The organism is Gemmatimonadota bacterium, assembly GCA_040388625.1.
Classification (GTDB): Bacteria; Gemmatimonadota; Gemmatimonadetes; order Gemmatimonadales; family Gemmatimonadaceae; genus Fen-1247.
Map to the genome: position 1 here is coordinate 1 of JAZKBK010000014.1, position 18,113 is coordinate 18,113.

At 59.7% G+C, this 18,113-nt stretch carries 22 protein-coding genes; 1 reads left to right on the top strand and 21 read right to left on the bottom strand.

Annotated elements, in window-relative coordinates; translation table 11 throughout:
• The first annotated feature begins 90 nt into the window (after positions 1 to 90).
• Positions 91 to 321 carry a hypothetical protein gene (locus V4529_17125; protein MES2360066.1) on the top strand — a complete coding sequence of 77 codons (231 nt, stop codon included), beginning with the start codon at positions 91 to 93 and terminating at the stop codon, positions 319 to 321.
• A gap of 150 nt (positions 322 to 471) precedes the next feature.
• On the opposite strand, the gene V4529_17130 is transcribed toward V4529_17125, so the two are convergent.
• The 21 genes from V4529_17130 to V4529_17230 form a co-directional block, all read right to left on the bottom strand.
• The gene (locus V4529_17130; protein MES2360067.1) at positions 472 to 1,431 is read right to left on the bottom strand and encodes a hypothetical protein; all 960 of its coding nucleotides are present in this window, start codon (positions 1,429 to 1,431) and stop codon (positions 472 to 474) included.
• A gap of 110 nt (positions 1,432 to 1,541) precedes the next feature.
• Complete coding sequence (locus V4529_17135; GenBank protein MES2360068.1) at positions 1,542 to 1,811, bottom strand: hypothetical protein; 270 nt, start codon at positions 1,809 to 1,811, stop codon at positions 1,542 to 1,544.
• Positions 1,812 to 1,820: 9 nt separating this feature from the next.
• Complete coding sequence (locus V4529_17140) at positions 1,821 to 2,447, bottom strand: fibronectin type III domain-containing protein (GenBank protein MES2360069.1); 627 nt, start codon at positions 2,445 to 2,447, stop codon at positions 1,821 to 1,823.
• A 12-nt stretch (positions 2,448 to 2,459) separates the two neighbouring features.
• The gene (locus V4529_17145) at positions 2,460 to 2,735 is read right to left on the bottom strand and encodes a hypothetical protein (protein ID MES2360070.1); all 276 of its coding nucleotides are present in this window, start codon (positions 2,733 to 2,735) and stop codon (positions 2,460 to 2,462) included.
• 130 nt (positions 2,736 to 2,865) lie between these two features.
• The gene (locus V4529_17150) at positions 2,866 to 4,557 is read right to left on the bottom strand and encodes a hypothetical protein (protein MES2360071.1); all 1,692 of its coding nucleotides are present in this window, start codon (positions 4,555 to 4,557) and stop codon (positions 2,866 to 2,868) included.
• 8 nt (positions 4,558 to 4,565) lie between these two features.
• Positions 4,566 to 5,237, bottom strand: coding sequence for a hypothetical protein (locus V4529_17155; protein ID MES2360072.1), 672 nt, complete (start codon positions 5,235 to 5,237; stop codon positions 4,566 to 4,568).
• 10 nt (positions 5,238 to 5,247) lie between these two features.
• The gene (locus V4529_17160; protein MES2360073.1) at positions 5,248 to 6,849 is read right to left on the bottom strand and encodes a hypothetical protein; all 1,602 of its coding nucleotides are present in this window, start codon (positions 6,847 to 6,849) and stop codon (positions 5,248 to 5,250) included.
• On the bottom strand, positions 6,846 to 10,430 hold the full coding sequence (locus tag V4529_17165) for a hypothetical protein (protein MES2360074.1): 3,585 nt from the start codon (positions 10,428 to 10,430) through the stop codon (positions 6,846 to 6,848). Before V4529_17165 ends, V4529_17160 begins: the two co-directional genes overlap by 4 nt.
• A complete protein-coding gene (locus tag V4529_17170; protein MES2360075.1) occupies positions 10,430 to 10,702 on the bottom strand; it encodes a DUF4035 domain-containing protein in 273 nt (90 codons plus the stop codon). The genes V4529_17165 and V4529_17170 overlap by 1 nt, the downstream gene beginning before the upstream one ends.
• An 80-nt stretch (positions 10,703 to 10,782) precedes the next feature.
• On the bottom strand, positions 10,783 to 11,142 hold the full coding sequence (locus V4529_17175) for a hypothetical protein (protein ID MES2360076.1): 360 nt from the start codon (positions 11,140 to 11,142) through the stop codon (positions 10,783 to 10,785).
• Positions 11,139 to 11,333 (bottom strand): hypothetical protein, encoded by a 195-nt coding sequence (locus tag V4529_17180; GenBank protein MES2360077.1) that lies wholly within the window; start codon positions 11,331 to 11,333, stop codon positions 11,139 to 11,141. Before V4529_17180 ends, V4529_17175 begins: the two co-directional genes overlap by 4 nt.
• A 93-nt stretch (positions 11,334 to 11,426) precedes the next feature.
• Positions 11,427 to 11,861 carry a phage tail tube protein gene (locus tag V4529_17185; protein ID MES2360078.1) on the bottom strand — a complete coding sequence of 145 codons (435 nt, stop codon included), beginning with the start codon at positions 11,859 to 11,861 and terminating at the stop codon, positions 11,427 to 11,429.
• A 46-nt stretch (positions 11,862 to 11,907) separates the two neighbouring features.
• On the bottom strand, positions 11,908 to 12,339 hold the full coding sequence (locus V4529_17190; protein ID MES2360079.1) for a minor capsid protein: 432 nt from the start codon (positions 12,337 to 12,339) through the stop codon (positions 11,908 to 11,910).
• Positions 12,340 to 12,427: 88 nt separating this feature from the next.
• Positions 12,428 to 12,796, bottom strand: a complete 369-nt coding sequence (locus V4529_17195) for an HK97 gp10 family phage protein (GenBank protein MES2360080.1) — start codon at positions 12,794 to 12,796, stop codon at positions 12,428 to 12,430.
• Positions 12,797 to 13,032: 236 nt separating this feature from the next.
• Positions 13,033 to 14,331 (bottom strand): glycosyltransferase, encoded by a 1,299-nt coding sequence (locus V4529_17200; protein MES2360081.1) that lies wholly within the window; start codon positions 14,329 to 14,331, stop codon positions 13,033 to 13,035.
• Positions 14,328 to 14,531 carry a hypothetical protein gene (locus V4529_17205; protein ID MES2360082.1) on the bottom strand — a complete coding sequence of 68 codons (204 nt, stop codon included), beginning with the start codon at positions 14,529 to 14,531 and terminating at the stop codon, positions 14,328 to 14,330. Before V4529_17205 ends, V4529_17200 begins: the two co-directional genes overlap by 4 nt.
• Positions 14,532 to 14,546: 15 nt before the next feature.
• Complete coding sequence (locus V4529_17210) at positions 14,547 to 15,080, bottom strand: glycosyltransferase family A protein (GenBank protein MES2360083.1); 534 nt, start codon at positions 15,078 to 15,080, stop codon at positions 14,547 to 14,549.
• Positions 15,081 to 15,207: 127 nt separating this feature from the next.
• A complete protein-coding gene (locus V4529_17215) occupies positions 15,208 to 15,789 on the bottom strand; it encodes a hypothetical protein (protein MES2360084.1) in 582 nt (193 codons plus the stop codon).
• Positions 15,790 to 15,803: 14 nt separating this feature from the next.
• Entirely contained in the window at positions 15,804 to 16,472 is a 669-nt protein-coding gene (locus tag V4529_17220) for a glycosyltransferase family A protein (GenBank protein ID MES2360085.1), read from the bottom strand.
• The gene (locus tag V4529_17225) at positions 16,469 to 17,041 is read right to left on the bottom strand and encodes a DUF5662 family protein (protein MES2360086.1); all 573 of its coding nucleotides are present in this window, start codon (positions 17,039 to 17,041) and stop codon (positions 16,469 to 16,471) included. Before V4529_17225 ends, V4529_17220 begins: the two co-directional genes overlap by 4 nt.
• A gap of 2 nt (positions 17,042 to 17,043) precedes the next feature.
• Positions 17,044 to 18,113, bottom strand: a 1,070-nt coding sequence (locus V4529_17230; GenBank protein MES2360087.1) for a radical SAM protein, incomplete at its 5' end; no start/stop codon positions are given.

The following is an 18,113-nucleotide window of genomic DNA, read 5'->3' on the forward strand; positions in this document are numbered from 1 at the left end:
GGGTCGTGGTCGGGGTCGCGGTCGGGGTCGGGGTCGTGGTCGGGGTCGCGGTCGGGGTCGGGGTCGGGGTCGTATTAAAAAGGAGCAGACATGCCAAAGAAGAACCAACCCAAGCAAGCACTCGCCGACTCCGTCGCCCAAGACTGGGCGCACCAGCACACGGTTACGATCAACAGCAAGCGCCGCGTCCTGGAGTTCGAAGCCAGCGAGGTGGAGGGCGCCATTGCCGCGCTGAGCACCGATCTGGCGAATCAGCGACGGAAGAAGGCGACCCTCGAAGCGATGATCAGAGGGTTGACGTCGGTGGTGGCGAAGAGGTAGGTCGAGGGGGTTTTCAGGCTTACGAGGACCGGCCAGGTTAAACGAACTGAGCCGGTCCCTTCTGTTACTATTCAAATCCTGCCGAATCGTTCCTGGCCAGTCCTCGTCAGTTCCTCTGTATAGTGTATAAGAAACTCAGTCTTTATACATTCACAGTGCCTTGCCATCCGGCATCCGCGCTCCGTTCCCATACCCAGCCATCACGCCGCCCGATCCGTCGCTGATCGTGCACGTGTGGATGAAGCCAACAAGGTCTCCTTCGTCCTCGCCGCACGTCCCGTCGAATTGGTCCTGCGCCGAACATTCGAAGTTCGTTATTGCGAACGGCGCGTTACGTCCATTCCTCTGCGATAGGCCCATCCTCCCGTCGTTGAACGGATTCAGCGTATCCCGGATGTGTCCCTGGTAGGTCGCTGGGTCGGTGCGCGCCATGTGTGTGTCGCCCTGGTAGTGCCCGCCAGTCAGGTACGGTTGCATCGCCGTCCACCATGAGAAGCGATCGTGGACAAACGTCGACTGGTACGCGTCGTTCCACGTCTCGCCGCCAGTCTTCCACCAAGCCATCGCGTCTCGAATCCAGTGCGTATAGATCGGCACGGACTGCGGCATACGATCAGCGACGTACGCGATGATCGAGATCGTCGCGTTGCCCGGCGCATCGTTCATGATCTGATCCATCTGCCAGCATGGGCACACTTGGTCGATCAACCATTCGCCGAGCAGCGCGTCGATGTATGGATCGAGCAGCGGCTTCCAGAACGAGGCGTCCTGGTTGAATTGGAAGCCGGGAAACTCGTTCGCGATGAACCAGACGTCGAGGAACAGGCCGACGCCCTGCGCCTTTCGTGACACGGCCTTGAAGCGTTCGAACCCAACGTAGTAGAGCGCGTGGCTCAAGCTTCGCTGCAGGTGCGTGTAGCCGTAGCCGCAGTAGAGGCGCAAGAACTCCTCGACCACCCAGTCCGGATAGTTGTCGAGAAGCGCGGCCATCACGCACTCAGGATTAGATGCATTCGAGCCAGCCACGACCGGTGCGCCCTTGACGCGCAGGCCGCAGAACTGACCCCGATAGAAGTAGAGGTCAGGTCCGCTCAGCGGCGCGGACGTCAAGACGTGGTCGTAGTTGACTGGCTGCGGAAGCGGTCCAAGTGGTGCCCTCGGGACCAGAGGAGGCGGCGTGGGTTTCGTCTTCCCTCCGAGCAGGATGAGGCTGCTGGACTTCATACGAGCCTGAACATTACCACGACCGAGTTGAATCCTGGCCCGCCGTCCGAGTCGTAGACCAGGACGTCTCCGCTCAACGTCGCCTGACACCACGGCGAGTCGGCCGTCTCCCACGAACGCAGGTCACGGACCACGCCGTCTGGCTGGACGACCATCGCCACGCCGTTGCGAAAGACGAGCGTCTTGCCAGGTGCAGCCTGCGACAATTGCGTCGTGATTCGTTGGTAGTGCGGAACGGCATCCGCGACATTGAAGATGTATCTCATGTTTGAATCCTATGGAAAGGTGACCGTGAATCCCGTCGATTGTTCTCTCGAGCAACCAGCCAGGTTGCGAGCGAAGATGCTGAACACGTAGGTCGCCGGGCCGGGCGGCATCGTGAACCAGAGGGAGCCGCTGGCGTGCAAGTTGTCTCCTGTCATGATGCTGTCAGGTACGTCGACGCCGTTCGCCTTGATCGACGCAAACACGATCGGAGAGTTTGGCGACGCCGTCCTGAAGCTAATGTAGGCGATCGTCCCGGGTCCGCCTGTTCCCGTCTTGTTCAGTTTCCCAGTCGGAAAGATTAGGACGGCCTTCGACCCGAGCGGATACGCGCATGGATCCGTGCCTGGTACGTCGAACGACACCTCAACGGAGTATGGGCCTGTAATCGTCGCGTTGTACGCCTGGAGGGCAAAGTACGTCCGCGTGCCGATTGGCAATCCAGTCACGACGACCGACGTCACGCGACCGGGCACGTCGACGACCGTCGTATAGGCGTGGCTGACGGTCCCGAACGACAGCTTATAGCCGATGACGTCGGGCTCGGGATTCTGATTCCACGAAGCCGTCGCCGTCTGCGCGCGCAGCGGCGCCGCGAGTAAGAGCAAAGGCACTATTGCCGCTGCGCGCGTCCACATGATCGTTTCTCCTTACGTCGGGGCGTTGGCCGCGTCGTCGCCCTGCAGTTGCGCGACCTGCGCGGTAACAGCGGCGATGTGAGTGTCGAGCTTCTCGCCGATGGCGGTGAGCCCGGCGACCACCTGCGGGTCGGTGGCCTGTTGCTTGAGCGCGGCGATCTCTGCCGAGAGACCCTGCAGAACCGACGTGTTGGTCTGCAGCGCTGCCGTCATCGCGTCGTCCTTCGCGACGAGCGCGACGATTTTCGCGTTCACTGAATCCAAAGCTGTCTGTTCATCTGCTGTCATTTGAAGTACCTGCGCCTCTAGGGCGCTCACGCGCGCGGTTAGTAAATCGATCTTCTGGTTCGCGCTCCCAGAGTCGATGTGGAGGTGCAAGGTCGAAACTCCGTGGTCGGTGTGAATCGTGATGTCCATGTTACTGTACGCCTCCACAAGTAAACGCGTAAACGTCGGTCGTGCTCGGCGCCGTGCCGTTCGTGACCACCGTGATCGTGGTGGTCGTCGTGACCACGGTCAGCGGCAGCTTCCCGACGACCATGCCGGCCTTCGCCATCGACGCCGTGCAGGCTGGCGCCGCAGCCCAGGTCCCGTTGAACGTAACGACGAATCCAGAAGCCGGAGAGCCAGACGAGCCCATCGTGACAAGCATGAACGTGTCGCTGCCGACGACGCTCGGCGAGGTGCCACAGTTGCTCGTGCACGTTGGCGCCGTCGTCTGCGCCACGGCGAGCTGGGACGCGCCGGTCCCCGTTCCCTGCAAGAGAATCTTCGCCGTCCCGGCGACGAGGCCGCCCGCAGCCGGCATCCGCCAGCGTTCGGCGATCGTGCCGCCGTTGGTCGTGTAGAATCGCCAGTCCGCCGTGATGTTCGTTCCAGAGGTCGCCGACAAGACATTATAGATGCCGCCGCCACGCTTCTCGCCTCCGGCCGTCCCTGTCGTGCCGAACTCCAGTCCGCCGAGGAAGGTCGTTGAGGCTGTCGCCGTCGAGGAGGCCGTGTAGTTGCCGCCTGTCGATCCGCCGACGATCGAGACGTTCAGTCCACCGGAACCGAGGCCAGCCGTGCCGCCGCTTCCAATCCGCCACTGGCCAGCATTATCAACGTCGAGCACCTGTGTCCCGCTGCCATTAGCCAGGATGACGTTGTTCGAGAGGGTGGTCGTTAACCCAGTGATGTTCGCGCCGATGATCGTGTTCGCAGTCCCTGTCGTGACGCCATTCCCGGCATTGTAGCCAATGACCACGTTATCGTCGCCGGTCGTCGAGGTGAACGCCGCCGAGTTCCCAACGTAGGTGTTCCTATCACCACCGGTACTGACGAACCCCGACTTGTACCCGAGGTACGTATCAGCTTGCCCGGTCTCAATCTGACCCGCGAATGATCCAACCGCCACGTTGAAACTGCTCGTCGTCTCAGTCTCCATCGCCCGAGTGCCGATGTACACGTTTGAGGCACCGTTTGTGTTCGCTGCGCCTGCATTATATCCTAGGCACGTCAGGCTGAAGCCTGACGTGTTCGTCGCGCAGGCGTTCACTCCAAAGAAACTATTGTTCGCCCCGTCGGCGTTGCCGAGACCCGCGTCGAAGCCGAAGGCCGTGTTGTTCGTACCAGTCGTCAAGTTGTGCAGCGCGGCGTAGCCAAACGCCGTGTTGTCCGTCCCAGTCGCCGTCAGATTCCCGGCATTCGTGCCGCCGTAGTAGTTGAACTTCGCGGCGTCAGAGTTCAAGAAAATCTCGGCAAACGTCTTCGCCGTGATCGTCGCGTCCATCTTATAGACGTGGCCTGCCGTGTTGTGCGCGACGCCGGTCGTGCTCTCCTGCCCTCGAACGATCGTCAGCGTATCGGTCGAACGATTGGTGACGCGTACGATCTCCTTGTTCGGGTCAGACAGCGCGCTCGCGTAACTCGTCGAGTCGTACCAGACGGCGTTGAAGGCGCAGCCTGCCGGTAGGTGCGCGCCTTCTCCCGAGCTGAGCACGACCGTCGTGGCCGATGCATTGTAGCCGGTCGACACAGTGACGAGGCCGAAGTTCACGAAGCAGTCCAGCGCCGACGCTGGCAGGACAGACACAAGCACAAACAGCAATACTACTAGACTACGTTTCATCATTTCCCTCAGATCACAAAGGCGGTCGCACCATGAAGTCTGACGTACATCGACAAGCTCGGTGTTCCGAGTTGCGCTGTCACGACGACGTCTTGATTCGCCGTCATGTCGACTGCTGACGCATTGTGTACAGCGTTGAACGGAAGTCCGCCCATCAACAGAAGACCGCCGCCACCTCCTCCGACCGCGTCACGATTTGGAGCTACACCAACCGCATTGAGGTCAGCTACACCGCCGAGGACAAGTGAACCGCTAGCGCGTTGCGCGTTTGTAGCCCCGGCCATAATAATGCGTTGGTGCAGCTGCCAAGCACTGCGACTTGCACTTGTATTAACGTTCAACGCAGTCGCGGTGAATAACACCGTTCCGGCGAGCCCGCCGAGACGAACTCGGATGGTGATATCGTGAACAACACCAGTATCATTCAAGAGATCGCCGAAGGCGTCAAGGTCATATATCCCATCTGTGCCAAGAGTATTTCCAACGATCGTGTCGGTGAACAGCGCTGTCTCAGCTACCGTGTTGATAACTGTAGTTAGTGTAGTGACACGCGCATGACGCTTCGCGCAGAGATCGGATTGCTCCTTGAGGTAGTTCGTGTTCTCGCTGACGTACGTCTGCATGTCGGCGACCGAGAGTGGCGATGCCGTCCAATTCTTGATCGCTGTCCACAGGCTCATTTAAAATCCTTCAGAATGGAATCAGTACTGCCGCAGAGTCCAACGCGCTCGTGCCGAGGATGAAATAGTTCCCACCGAACGGGTCGGTCGCCGGAGTCAATACGTACGTTGCCGACACCCACCGATCGGCATCGACAGTCAGCGTGATGCCGTTGACGAAATAGTCGTTGGCAACACCGGTCATCGTCTCGACGATCTGCAAACGGCTGCTGACGTCGGTCGCGAGGATGTGCGTCAGGCGGTCGGACGTCGTTCCGTGGACCATCACGGTGCGTGCATTCGCGATCGATGTCAAATACTTGGCGAGGTAGTAGTCGGCCGCCGCCTGTCCCACCTCGAAACTCGCTTCGAACGGCATGTCGATCCGCAGCGGCCTGATGCCGTTCGCAGCGATGCTCGGCGCATCGAGCGCACTGGCCGTCAGGGTGCCGTGATCCTTGATGGCGCGTCCGCGCAGCTTGTTCGTCCGCAGATACGATGAAGACGCGCCGCCGTTGGTGACGGCAAACTCCGCATTGCTCGCGACCGCCGTGACGATGATCGTGAAGTCTGCCGTGACGTCGGTCCCGGTCCCATCCTGCACGGAATTGGCCGAGTAGTCCATGTAGGTAGCGATGTCCTGTGGCTGCACGTCGGTCGCGCCGATCGCGTCGCCGGTCACCGGGTCGCGATACGTCGCCTGGAACGTCTTCGTTTCGCCTGCCTGCACGAGGATCGGGTCAGCCATCGCATAGACGACGGTCGTTGGTGCTTCGTCGACCACCTTTGGGTGAACGGTCACGTAGACGGCATTGACGATGTCGGCACGCGCACTCGGTGCTTCGACCTCGGAGATGTCGGCATCTGTTAGCACCCAGTCTGGCGTCGTGTGGAGGAGCCGCGTATGCCGCGACTCGCCGCGCAGCGTGCCGTCCGCTGCGATGTAGATCGATCCCTGCTCGCTGGCAGCCACGTCTCCGAAGGCAGCCAGCGCCACCTGGTTGACTCCGGCCTGCGTTAGTGCCCACGGATAGGCACTCGTGCCACCGTCAAAGTTTGTTGCCTCTGGCTGCTCTGGCATCGCCGCAACGATGGCTGCGTAGATTTCATCCGATCGCTTGCCGACTTGCTCGCCAACGTCTGTCGTCAGTGACCACTGAGCTGCAACGTCCATCCAATCGACGATCGTAACCATGGCGATACGCTCGTTGTGGATGCCGGAGATCGGATCGATGACGTCGATCTTTCCGACCAGACGCGTAATCCACCGCGCGACAGCCGGATCGTAGAATCGAATGCGGCAGCGCAAGCCGAATCCCCAGCCTGCACGCTTGTTGACGTTGAACGGCGAATAGTAGCCCCTTAGTCCAGCGCTGTTCGACTCGCCGTTGGCCATGCCAAAAGCGCCAGTCCCCGTCGGCGCAACAAGATCCTTCGGCGTCCCGCCGCTCAGTCCAGTCTGGATGTGGATCTCGGTCGGGATGAGCACGTCCTGCGTGATGTCGACGAAGACGCCGACGATCTCCACCTCGATGCTGAACTGCGCAGAGAGCGTAGGTGGAGCCGGACCCGAGCCTGACGACGAATCGCCAAGCGGCGTCGTACCAAGCGGATCGGTGCCTAGTGGACTCATGAGGCCATCACGTCGCGCATGACGCGCGTCAGGGTGCGTGGGAACTCACGGTCACGTATCGCTATCATCTTCAACGTCGCCGCCATCGTGCGCTGCTGCTCGGCGAGCGACTTGATGTTCACGGCCGTCGAGTTCGTGTCGGAGACGCTCTGGACGGACTCGCCGGGCGTGAGCATCGCCGGTACGACGTCGGTGCCTTGCGGGGTGAAGTTCGGCGTGAGCACGTTGTCCGTGCCGGTGGCGAAGTACGAGATGCCGGTGGCGGTCACGCGACCGCCCATTGCGGCGTACGCTTGGTCTCCTGGGAGGACGCTGTTGTAGACGTCCGTGTGGACGGTTTCGACTTCTGTCGTGACCTTCGAGGGGATGTTGTTGAGGCTCGCCGTCAGACCGTTCGACCCAGAGATTTTGTCGACGAGTTCAGAAATCTTGTCGATGAGGATCTGGAACTGCGTCTTAATCGGATCGGCGAACTTCAACCCTGACAGGTCAGTCAGCAAGTTTCCATTCGTATCCGTCAGCTGGTTGGTCTTCTCCAGTTGATCGACCCACGGCTGCATGTTCGCAGGGATCGCCGTTCCGAACTGCAGTGAGTCGTTCACGAGATCGTTGATCGGCTTCCGCATAATGCGGAGTGCCTCGTCGGTGTCGTCGAGTCCGCGCTGCAGCGTGTCGAAGTCGTTGATGATTCCGGCGGCCGTGTCGCTGATCTTTGCCGCCTCGAACTTCGGTCCGAGGGACGTCAGATCGTTGCCATACTTCGAGGCGATGTCGCTCATCGACTTGAAACTGACGCCAGTGCTCCCCGTCAGCGCGTCAAACGCTGACTTGGCGTTATTTGTCAAAACGCCCATATCGTCTAGCTTCTGAAGACTTGCTTGCAATGCTGGTGGCAATTTTGCGCCCATCGCAAGTCCAGCATTCAAGGCATTCGTAAAATCGCCATCGAGGATATTGGTGACGAACGCCGCGCGCTGGATCTTGTCCGTAATGTCGCCGATCGCCTTGTCGACAGCGGCTGCACCGGCATCGGTATTCCACATGGCCTTGAGAGCTGCCTGGGCTTGATCACCAGATAGTCCGAGTCGAGCGAATGCTTCTCCAACAGTGTTGATTGTTCCCTGCACGCCGCCCATCGCATCCTGGAACTTAATCACGTCGGCACGCGCCTGCTTGACGTCGGCACTCAAGCCGGTGAAGTGTTTGATGAGAAGCGCCACACCGACCGCCGCTGCGCCGATGCCGAGAGTCATAGCACCGGCAGCAACCGTCGCTCCGACGCTTCCTGCAGCGAACCCGGCGATGCCTACCGTTGCCGCCGTCGCCGAGATCGCTGCTCCGGCGAGCGCTGTTCCGGTAGCGATGATGGTGTTGGTCGTGTTGTTCAATCCAGCTACGTTCCCGAGGATTGACGTGCCAGCTACGCCCGCGCCGACAGATGCGCTCAACGCTGCCTTGATTTTCGGTGCTACGGCAGATAACTTTTTTTCAAATGCTGACATGAAGTCGCCAGCAATTTGCGAGCCGAGCGCTCCGATGGCACCGAGCACTCCGCCACCGCCTGAAAACGCATTCGAGAAGATCTGTGGGATACTCTTAAGCGTCGTCAGAAGCTGCCCTGTCAGTGTCGCATTGAACTTTTTTGTCTCCTCGTCAGCGATTTGAAACCCTAGCTTGATCTTGTCGATCTCATCGGACTTTGTCCCGACATTTTCAAGATTAAGGACAACGCTCTTAAATCCATCGACAACTGGTGGGATCGACTTCTCGACCATCTTCATCGCTTCGTTAAGAGCAAGCTGTGTCTTCAGAAGCTTCAACTCCCGATCGTCAACAGCACCGATGGCCTTCTCCAAACCGAAAAGATTCTCAGTCTCGATCTTGTGGACGGCGGCCGTCTCCTTCTTGAGTTCCGCCCACTTCTTTTCGGCGCCGATGACGTCCTCGATGACAAACTTGCTCGTCTTATAGATCTGCGCAAGCGTCTCGGCTCCGACGCCTCGTGCGTGATCGGCGGCGATACCCTCGTACATCGCGACGCCAATCTTATCCATCACGACCAAATAATCTGCGCCAGTCTTCGAGTTATACTCCAGCAATGCCTCGTTGTACTTCTTCTGCGACTCGGTCAGCTTGTCAGTCGTGAACTTGTGCTTGTCTATAGCAGCGGCAGTATCTTTTTCTTGATCAGATAGAATCTTAGAGCCTTCTACCGTTGTCGTGATAGAGGCAGCCCAGTCACTGGTTGCTTTATCTGCCTTAATCGATTCTTCTGTCACATGGCTAGTCGCGACCATCGAGGCAGCTGCGGTAGAACTAAAGCCTTGAAAAATGAGTGATACAAACTGCACGCCATCGCTGAGCTTCCGTACCCAGGCAACGTTCTCCTCAAGCCAGCTACCAAGCTTATACCCGACAACGAGTGCACCGACAGCAAGAGCGAATGTATTAACTGACAACGTCGCCGTTCCCAAAGCTCCGGATACTGCCGTTACTCCACCAGACATCAATCCTGTTGTCGCAGTATACGTAACACTGATCGCGTTAGCCGCCGTTGTCGCTACTGTAAATAACCATGTTCCAGCCTCTGCAAGAAGCAGCGCTCCCTGATAGGCAATGAACACTTCAGCCGCGAGCTTGATGACCGGCCAGAACTGCATGCTGAAGTCGTAAGCGTCCTTCACGCCGTGGGCGAAGTCGACGACGTAGGGGACGACGGCCGTGACGCCTCGGGCGAACGCGTTGATGCCGCCGAGAAGAGCCTCGGTGATGCCCTGCTTGTCCGCGCCGAACGCCGCGCTGACTGCGGCACCGATGGCGTCGAGCGCCGCGTTGACGTCAGCGGAAGACGCCACGCCTTTGCGCAACTCGTCCAGCCAGTCGTCGAACGCGACCTCTCCCTGCTTGATCTTTTCGGCGAAACTCAGCTGCGATTCCCCGAGCCTATCGACGTATGTCTTTGTCGCGTCTAGGATGGCGATGCGTTTGCCTTCGAGCTTGCCTGCCGCGTTCAGTTGTTCGACTGTGGTGCCGATAGAATCGGCGAACTTCTTCTCACCGGCAGCCGTGTCGACAATGATGCCCTGCATTTGCAGCTGGCGCGTGCGGCCGGTCGTCAACGCGCCACTAAGGATGTTGAGGCCGCCCGCCGCGTCGGTGCCCGTCGCCTTGCCCAGCTCGCGGGCCGCGCGGCCCATCAAGTTCGCTTGGTCCGCCGTCAGCTGCATGCCGGAGCCGAGCAACCTCGTCGTGCTCTGCATGGCCTGCATGTCGTCGATGGTGCCCTTGATGCCCGCGAGCAGCCCTCCGCGCAACGCGTCGCCTGTCGTGCCCGCCGACTCCGCCAGGCGATCAAAGGCGTTCTCCACGCCGATAATCTTGGAGCCTTCCTCGCCGAGCGCGACGACGCTGATCGTCAGGCCGATGATCGCGGCGGCGGCGACGCCGACACCGATCGCCATCGCCCCCATCGCGCCCTCGAACTCGTCGGCGAAGTGCTTGACGTGGTTCGCGATCTCGGTCAGGTGATCAGTGAGCTGATCCTCGATCGCGATCTGGCCTGTGAGCGTCCCGATGTCCACTAGCTGGTCACCCCGTCAGCGTTGTACGCCGCAGCGATCATGTAGGCCACCTTCTGCATCTCCTGCCATGTCTTCTTGCGTTCCGGTTTTGCGTCGTCGAACTTCAGCAAGAAGTCCTGGAGCGTGTACGCCTTCTGCTTCGGACCGCGATTCACGTTCGCGATCACCTGCACGATCTGCGCGGAACGAAAGTCGGCGCGAAGTTCCCTGTCGAACGTGAACGGCTCAATCTCGGCGAAGTGCATCCAATCGCGAAACTGCCTCGCCGTCATCGTTCGAAGCAGTCCGTCGACGTCCGCCGTTCCGGTCGTCAGCGCGAGACGATACGCGAAACGGCGGCTGGCACTTCGCCTCAGGCGTTTTTTGCCTTCTCCGCGTCCTTGACGACCATGCCGTTCAGCGCCAGAATCTCCTTGACAATGCGCTCGGTGACCTTGTGTGATTTCAGTCGGAAGACGGCGATGTTCTTCGAGTCAGAAGCAAACCGCTCGTTCTTGCTGTTCACGAGGCTCTTGCAGATAAGGCGCAAGCCAGCCGTGCGCTTCGCCTCGCCCTCGTTGGCCTCTGACCATTCGATCAGATCGCCAGCCGTCAGCGAGCCGATGCGGAATGGCTTGTTCTTCGTGAAGCCCTCGATGGTCACGAACTCAACGTCGTCTGACGACAGGATTTCGTCCATCGAGTCAATCTGGGTCAATGCTGCTTCAGTCATCGCTTCTGCTCCTTCTGTTTGTCGAAATCGCATGACACGACGGTCTTGCCCGCGTCGTTCATGATGTAAACCTTACCCGTCATGATCTTCTCGTGCGTGGCGAATACCAGCGAGCCGTCGACCGTTCGTTCAAGGGACTCGACTTGGAACACGCGTTCGCTTCCGTCCGCCTCCACGTGCCTGACCGTCATCATGCTGCTCCTCCTTCTGAATCGGGGCGGTCTCTTCCTACGCTGCTTCCTCTGAGACCGCCAGAGCGGGAAGCAGCGCTGCGTGGGGCAGCTTTAGCCGACGACGATGCCGCCGATCACCATCTTGCCGGTCGGACGGATCGTCACCTCGACGGACATCAGCCCGTCGACCGGCGACATGTTCTTGAAGTGAGACACCTGGCCGCTCATCACCCAGACGATGCCGTCCGGGAACGTGATCCGGTAGCCGTCGACCGGCGGCGGCTCGGTGATCATCGCCTTGAGGAGACCGGTCAGGTGGTCCTGCGAGGCGTCGGTCTGCAACGCGTTGAGCTTCATCGTGAAGCCCGAGCGACGCAGCACGCCGACCACGTAGGTGTCGATGTTCAGGGTTTGCGTCGTCGCGTCGAACTCATTGCGGCTGAGTTCCGGTGGCGTGACGTCGCCCATCTCGGCGATGTTCGTGAAGACCGTCGGGGTCGCGACCGGAGCCCGAGCAACGACTGTTCCGTGTGCACTGATTGCCATCTGTCACTCTCCTGTATAAGAGATGTCTCTGTCGCTGCTCCTGCTTCTAGCTTGGATTCTTCTCTGCTTCGATGTTGAAAACAATCACTGGACGCGCATTTGCATCGAGTCCGATGCCCGTCGGCTCTTGTCGCACAACGATACGTTGGTAAAACGTACCGCTGAGGGTCGTGTTGAATATACCGTCCAGCGCGTCGTATGCTGCCTTTAGCATCGTTCGTGCGACATTGTAACCGGTGCCATCATCGCGTCTAGCTCGCACGGCAACTTGCGCCGTCGGTCGCTGCGTATTGACGCTCGTCTTATTCTGCACACGAGTCGGCGCCGTACCTCCCGTTTCGATAAGCGTCAGATATGGCCCATTGCCCGGTGGAATAACGGCTTTAGACCCGAGGAAGATATTGGCACCAATCGTACCGACGCCTTGGGCGACCAATCGTGCTGCGATCTCGTCGAGGAAAGGCATCAGCGTTGGCACTCCCAGCACCGGAGTTCATCGGCCGCGACGCTCTGCCAGAGGCGATGAAAACGTAGGCCGCACGCCGAGCAAATGACCCAGATCCACATCACTCTCGCTCCTTGTTTAGGTCGATGCGCGCCGCGATGCGCGCGGCCATGTGCGGGGCCGACTCGTTCAACGTGCTTTCGAGGAACTTCGCCTGGCCGCCGCCGAACGGCGGACTGGAGTGGTTCGCTTCAAGGTTCTCGTGCACGAAGATCGCGTACGGCGCCGCCGCTCCGCCGAACGACAGCGTGACCGAGATGCGCTTGCCCTCGCGCACCGGGCGAGCGACCTGACCACTAGACCGCAGCTTGCCGGTATCCACTGGGCAGCGGCGCTTCGCCTCGGTCATCTCGATCTGCGCCTCTTGGTAAATCGCAGCGCCGACGCGATCGGGGAACTTGTCCCCGATGCGCTTCAGCGTCGCGACCATCTCGGCGACTCCGTGCATCATGCAGGCACCTCAATGAAATGAGATTCAGCGGTCTCCAAAGCACGTAGCGTCGTACTGCCTAATCGGACGATTCGGTGCGCCGCACCCTTCGCACTGGCCCAATTCACCGTATCTACCGCAGTAAGAACATCGAGCCTGTTTTAGATTTGAGGTAACATCGAAGCTAACAGCATACTTGATGTTTTGAATTGTGCCGCCAGTAGGGATAAAGGTACTCACGCAGACACCTCACCGCTCATGATCTTCATCCGTCGGTCTACGAGCCGCTTCTGCATCTCCTCGTGACGTTCTTCGTTCTGCTCGATGACGGTCTTTTCGGCCTTCTTCGCCTCGACGTCTGCAAGCAACCCCTCGACAATCACCGCATAGCGTTGCCCGATGCTCTCCCATCGGAACCGTTCCTCGTTGACCCGGCGCAGGCCGTTCCCGCCGATCTGCATCCGCCAATTGCTGTCGCGGTACAACTTGTCAAGTTCCGCGATGAACTCCACCTCATCGACGACACCGCCGATGACGTTTACATAGGGAAAGTCCACATGCGTCGAGGTGCACGGCACGAGCACGGCGGCGTCCTTCGCCCAGTCGCCAAACGCCGACCAGTCAGGCAAAAGGCACGGCACGCCACACGCCATCGCCTCCAGCGCCGGCAGTCCCATCCCCTCGCCCTGCGTCGTGCTGATGCAGACGTCGAAGCAGTTGTACGTCTTGCACATCTTCTCTTCGGTGATGCCGGTGAAGATAGGCGTTTCGACGTAAAGCGTGCGATCGAGGCAGTTGTAGTAGCGCGCCAGATCGATGACGTTGATACTGGCGTCGCCGGTCGGCGCCGCGTGCATATAGAGCCACGCGTTATTGATGTTGTTGTCCTCGATCCACTTGGCGAAGTAGCGGATCGTCAGATCCCAACGCTTGCGTGGCTGGTTGCGGTTCACGTTGCCGATGATGAAGTTCTTCTCGTTCCCGAGCACCTCGGCGAGCGCGGTGTTGTGCATCTTCCGCGTCGCCGTCTTGTCGAGGGGCTTGTAGGTATCGAGGTCGACGCCGAGTGGGATGACAGACGCCGGTCCGTGGTAGCCACCCTCGCGCGCCTCGTCGAGCGCGAACTGCGTCCAGAAGATCGCGTGGCTAACGTTGCGCAGCCACTCTCCGTTGAAGTTCTTCCCGTCGACCGCGACGGCCGCGACGACCGGAATGTCCTTTGTCTCCTTGAACTGTCGCAGCTGCTCGATGTACGCCTGGATGTTCCAGCCGTCCTGCTGGATGACGATGACGTCCGCCTGCACCTTATGGGCGAGTTGCGCGATGCGCTTGACGCCGAAGCCGTCGCCGCCGACGCCCGCGAGGTAGACGTGGTAGGGCACCGTGCCGGGGTCTCCCTTCGCGTTCATCCCGAGCACCGCGACGTCATACTGGCCGCCTAAGCGGTAGTCGAGGGACTGGAGGATCTTCTTCGTCGCCACGCCGAAGCCGCTGGGGCTGTCGGGGTCGTCGCCGACCCAGAGGAGTTTTTTCATGATCTCTCCCCCTCGGCCATACGGATGAAGGCGCGTCCGACCTGTGCAAGCGTCACTTCCGTTAAGTTGACGATGAGCGCCAATTGCATGACACCGTCGACGGGAATGCGCAACTCGACGTCAGCGCACTCATCCGGCAACGTGTAACCCTCAACCTTTAGCGCATTGTACAACCCGAATCCAGTTAGTACTTTTGCCATTTGCTTCTGCTCCTTCTACGTATTGTGCCCGAGGCTCACCGTGACCTCAGGCCTCCACACGAACTCTTCCGCGCTCCACTTGCACTCTTCGAGGAACGCGCAATCACCTCCGACGAACGGCCGCCACGTGCCGAGCTTCTCGGGCACGTTCGGGATCAAGAACATCGGCGTCCCGACGTTGCCGCAGCGGACCTCCTCGTCGTGCCAGAGCGTGATGCCGTTCGGGAACTGCATGCGAAACAGCACTGGGCGATCTGGCGTCTGCTCGATCGCGTCTTGCATCAATGCCCGCGTGCCTGGCACGTAGAGATCGTCGTCGTCGATGTGCGCGATGTAGTCGCCTTTTGCCATCGGCGTCGCGAAGTTCCGCTCGCTGTGTCCCCAGTCCTTGCCAGGCGCGCATGGTACGTAACGAACCTCGGGCCGGTTGCCGTTCAATCCAGCCACGTTGCCAACGACCAGGATCTCGTCGCCGGGCAGCGTCTCGATCGAGCGGAGCGTCGACTTCAGCGAGCGACGGCCGATGGTGGGGACGATGAAGGTGATCATTTCTGATTCCTTTCGTGCCGACCGCGACGAACTCTCTTGATGTCATTCGGGTCTTTGTCTGTAACCCGAACAGTCACCCCACGCTTACCAGCGCGTCGTTCGATCTTTCGACGATCTGATTGACGCTTCATCGCGGCACCGCCTCCGCTCCCCACTTCGCGGCGAAGTTCCTGCGCGCGAGCATGAACTTCTTGTGGTGCTCGCCCAGTTCCTTGCGCGTCGCCGCCTTTAGCGTCTGGCTCTGGACCGGGTGCTGGACGCCGCACTCCACGTGCCCGCACGCAATCAGGGAGGGCTTCGTGCCCTTGCCGTTGACGCGCTGCATGTAGTCTTCGTCCTCGTAGTAGGCGTAATCCGGCGAGATCGTCTCGTCGAACAGACCAACCGTTTTCACGCACGCGTCGCGGATCAGGAAGCACGAGAACCCCGCCTCGTACGACCACGCGAGGTCGTAGGGCGTCATCGACATCCGTTCCAGAGAATCAGGCGCGAACGTCACATCGTCGTTGACGATGACGCGCTCTTCGGCTACGTTCTCAATGAACCAGTTCCAGGAGGCGGCGACGCCGAATGGCCTGTTCGGCGTGAAGACATCGACGACGGAATACGCCGTGGCCTGCTTCAGCCGAACAGCGTCGCGTCCGTTGTCGAGAACGTGCACTTCATAGGGCACGGTGCTCGACTTCAGCGACTCCAAGAGGTTGCGCAAGAGATCGTATCGCCTCAAGACCGGGATGCAGACGTGGACCATAATGCCTCCAATTTTCCTACTGCTTCTGCTACTGCTACTGCGTGGTATTGCGAGTGATCCGCCCTGCGCGTGCGTTCTCCCGCTGCGAAGATCCTGTCCGGTTCGAACCCGACCCAGTCGTGATCAATCTGCACCGAGGGGAGCGGAATGGCCCGACCGAAATGCGACATCACGTCACGCCAGAAGATGTCGCCCCAGAAGAATCGTGGGTCGAAGAAGAACCCCAAGGCATCGCAGGCTGCTCTCGATACCGTCGCGAACGGGAAGTTCGGCGCGTTATGGGTCAAGACGCCGAAGTCAAAAAGACCCTCCGGGTATAAATCCGCCTCTTTGAGGATTCGCTCATCCCACCCCAAAGTCTTGAACACCATGTCATCGTTACCTGCCATCAGCACGTCGCCGCTACAGACAGCGTACAACTCGTTGAAGAAGTGCGGCGTACTCTTGTATCCGTCGAGTCTCGGGCCGATGACGTACGAACGATTTCGTAATGCCTTCTGCGTCTTGACGTCATCGTCATCGACACGAAACCACAGTTCAGCTCTGCCGGCAGTCGTCTGCTCGAACGACTCGAGCAACGTCTTGAGCCGCTCGACTCTGCCTCGCGTCGGTACGAGCACCGAGACTTTCTTAAACCTCACGAGTGTCTCACATGGAGTTCGCCGATGTACGTCAGCAATGCTACTCGCTGGTCTTCAGGCAAGCATCCGTCTTCGTTCGTCAGCACCGAGACGTTATTTCCAATGATCATCTTGCAGTGTGGACACTCTTGCTTAAGAAATAGTTCATTCTCGATGAGCGCTCTCGTCTGCACGTGCAACATCAGATGTTCGCGGTTGGCCAGATACCAGGCTACCGTGTTATTTTTACCGTTCTTTGCCATGCCGGCGCCATCCCAATCGGCCAACATCTCAAGCGCGAACTGCCTGGGCATCTTCATCGGATAGCCGTCGACGACCCAGTGCTCCCAGTGGTGCGGGCTGCGGGAGCAATGCAGTCCGAATGCCAATTCATACTGCAGCTGAGTCTCCGGATCTTCTCGCCCGAGGAAAAAGCGACGCGTATACGGCACGAACTCCGACGGAAGAAACTTCGACCAGTCGTGGACGAGCAACTGGCGCAGCGGCACGCCTCGCTTCACGCCCGCGCGGAAGACGTAGACCTTGTGCCAGAACAGGTAGTTGAAGTGCTTGACTATGGCGATGATCAATCTCAATGCCCCGAGAACCCGGACGTCGTCAGCACGCCGTGCGCCGCCGCGTCGTCCTGCTGCTTCTGGATCCGCTTGTCCTCGTCCCACTCGGCCTTCGCCCAGCCGTGATCGACCATGAACTTGAAGAAATCGCTCTTCATCGCGAACATGTCGTCGACCGTCGCGCCGTGCGGCCTCACGAGGATCTCGTCGCGCGCCGAAAACCCGACGATCCACTGGTTGTCGTAGTTGTAGTCGACGATGTCGATGCCGCTTTCCTGCGGGTGCGTCCACCAGCGCGAGCCAGGATAGGGGATGCCGACGGCGACATTGCAGGAGTCGAGGTACGGCTTGACCGAGAGCAGCCATTGCTTCGTCTCCTCGATCGTCTCCGGCGTTTCGCCGCTCATGCCGATGACGAGGAACCCAATGGTGTAAAAACCGTGCTTCTTCGCGTTGATGAGCGCGTCCGTGTTCTGCTTGACGGTCGTGCCCTTCTTGTTCGCGTCGAGCACCTTCTGGCTGCCGCTCTCGATGCCAAAGCACGTGACCTTCGTGTTCATCATTTTGAGCGACTCGGCGACGTGGTCATCCATCGTGTTCACGCGCGTGTGGATGCGGCACGCGAAGTCGTCCGGTCCGAACGAACTCTTGATCGCCTCGGCTAGTTCGCGGAGTTTTGTGCGATGCAGAGTATATGTATCGTCCTGAAATTTGAATTGACGGACACCCTTGTCGATCACCATCCCCATTTCGGTGATAATGTTGTGCGGCGACCGATAGCGCGGCTTCTGCCCGATCCACGGCGTCGAGCAGTACGTGCACTTATACGGGCAGCCGCGTGTGCCGATCAACGACATCACGGCGCTCGACGCGTCTGGGTGCACAACGTTGGGGAAGTAATCATGCTTCATCACGGCCGAGCCGTGATTGTAAATGTGGTCGTGCGGCAGCAGGTCCCACGCCGGGAACGGGATGGCGTCAAGATCCATCGCGTCGGCCTTGTCGCCGTAATAGTACGGCTGGAGCTTGCCGGCGTCCCAGTCGCTCAGCATCTGGAGCGTGGCAACCTCGCCCTCCATGACGATGA

Coding starts and splice junctions, on each gene's coding strand:
- V4529_17185 (MES2360078.1), bottom strand. CDS start 11,861: ATGGCAATCAGTGCACACGGAACAGTCGTTGCTCGGGCTCCGGTCGCG.
- V4529_17160 (MES2360073.1), bottom strand. CDS start 6,849: ATGAGTCCACTAGGCACCGATCCGCTTGGTACGACGCCGCTTGGCGAT.
- V4529_17200 (MES2360081.1), bottom strand. CDS start 14,331: ATGAAAAAACTCCTCTGGGTCGGCGACGACCCCGACAGCCCCAGCGGC.
- V4529_17170 (MES2360075.1), bottom strand. CDS start 10,702: ATGACGGCGAGGCAGTTTCGCGATTGGATGCACTTCGCCGAGATTGAG.
- V4529_17210 (MES2360083.1), bottom strand. CDS start 15,080: ATGATCACCTTCATCGTCCCCACCATCGGCCGTCGCTCGCTGAAGTCG.
- V4529_17140 (MES2360069.1), bottom strand. CDS start 2,447: ATGTGGACGCGCGCAGCGGCAATAGTGCCTTTGCTCTTACTCGCGGCG.
- V4529_17135 (MES2360068.1), bottom strand. CDS start 1,811: ATGAGATACATCTTCAATGTCGCGGATGCCGTTCCGCACTACCAACGA.
- V4529_17205 (MES2360082.1), bottom strand. CDS start 14,531: ATGGCAAAAGTACTAACTGGATTCGGGTTGTACAATGCGCTAAAGGTT.
- V4529_17180 (MES2360077.1), bottom strand. CDS start 11,333: ATGACGGTCAGGCACGTGGAGGCGGACGGAAGCGAACGCGTGTTCCAA.
- V4529_17125 (MES2360066.1), top strand. CDS start 91: ATGCCAAAGAAGAACCAACCCAAGCAAGCACTCGCCGACTCCGTCGCC.
- V4529_17150 (MES2360071.1), bottom strand. CDS start 4,557: ATGAAACGTAGTCTAGTAGTATTGCTGTTTGTGCTTGTGTCTGTCCTG.
- V4529_17195 (MES2360080.1), bottom strand. CDS start 12,796: ATGGTCGCGACGCTGAAGCGCATCGGGGACAAGTTCCCCGATCGCGTC.
- V4529_17175 (MES2360076.1), bottom strand. CDS start 11,142: ATGACTGAAGCAGCATTGACCCAGATTGACTCGATGGACGAAATCCTG.
- V4529_17145 (MES2360070.1), bottom strand. CDS start 2,735: ATGACAGCAGATGAACAGACAGCTTTGGATTCAGTGAACGCGAAAATC.
- V4529_17155 (MES2360072.1), bottom strand. CDS start 5,237: ATGAGCCTGTGGACAGCGATCAAGAATTGGACGGCATCGCCACTCTCG.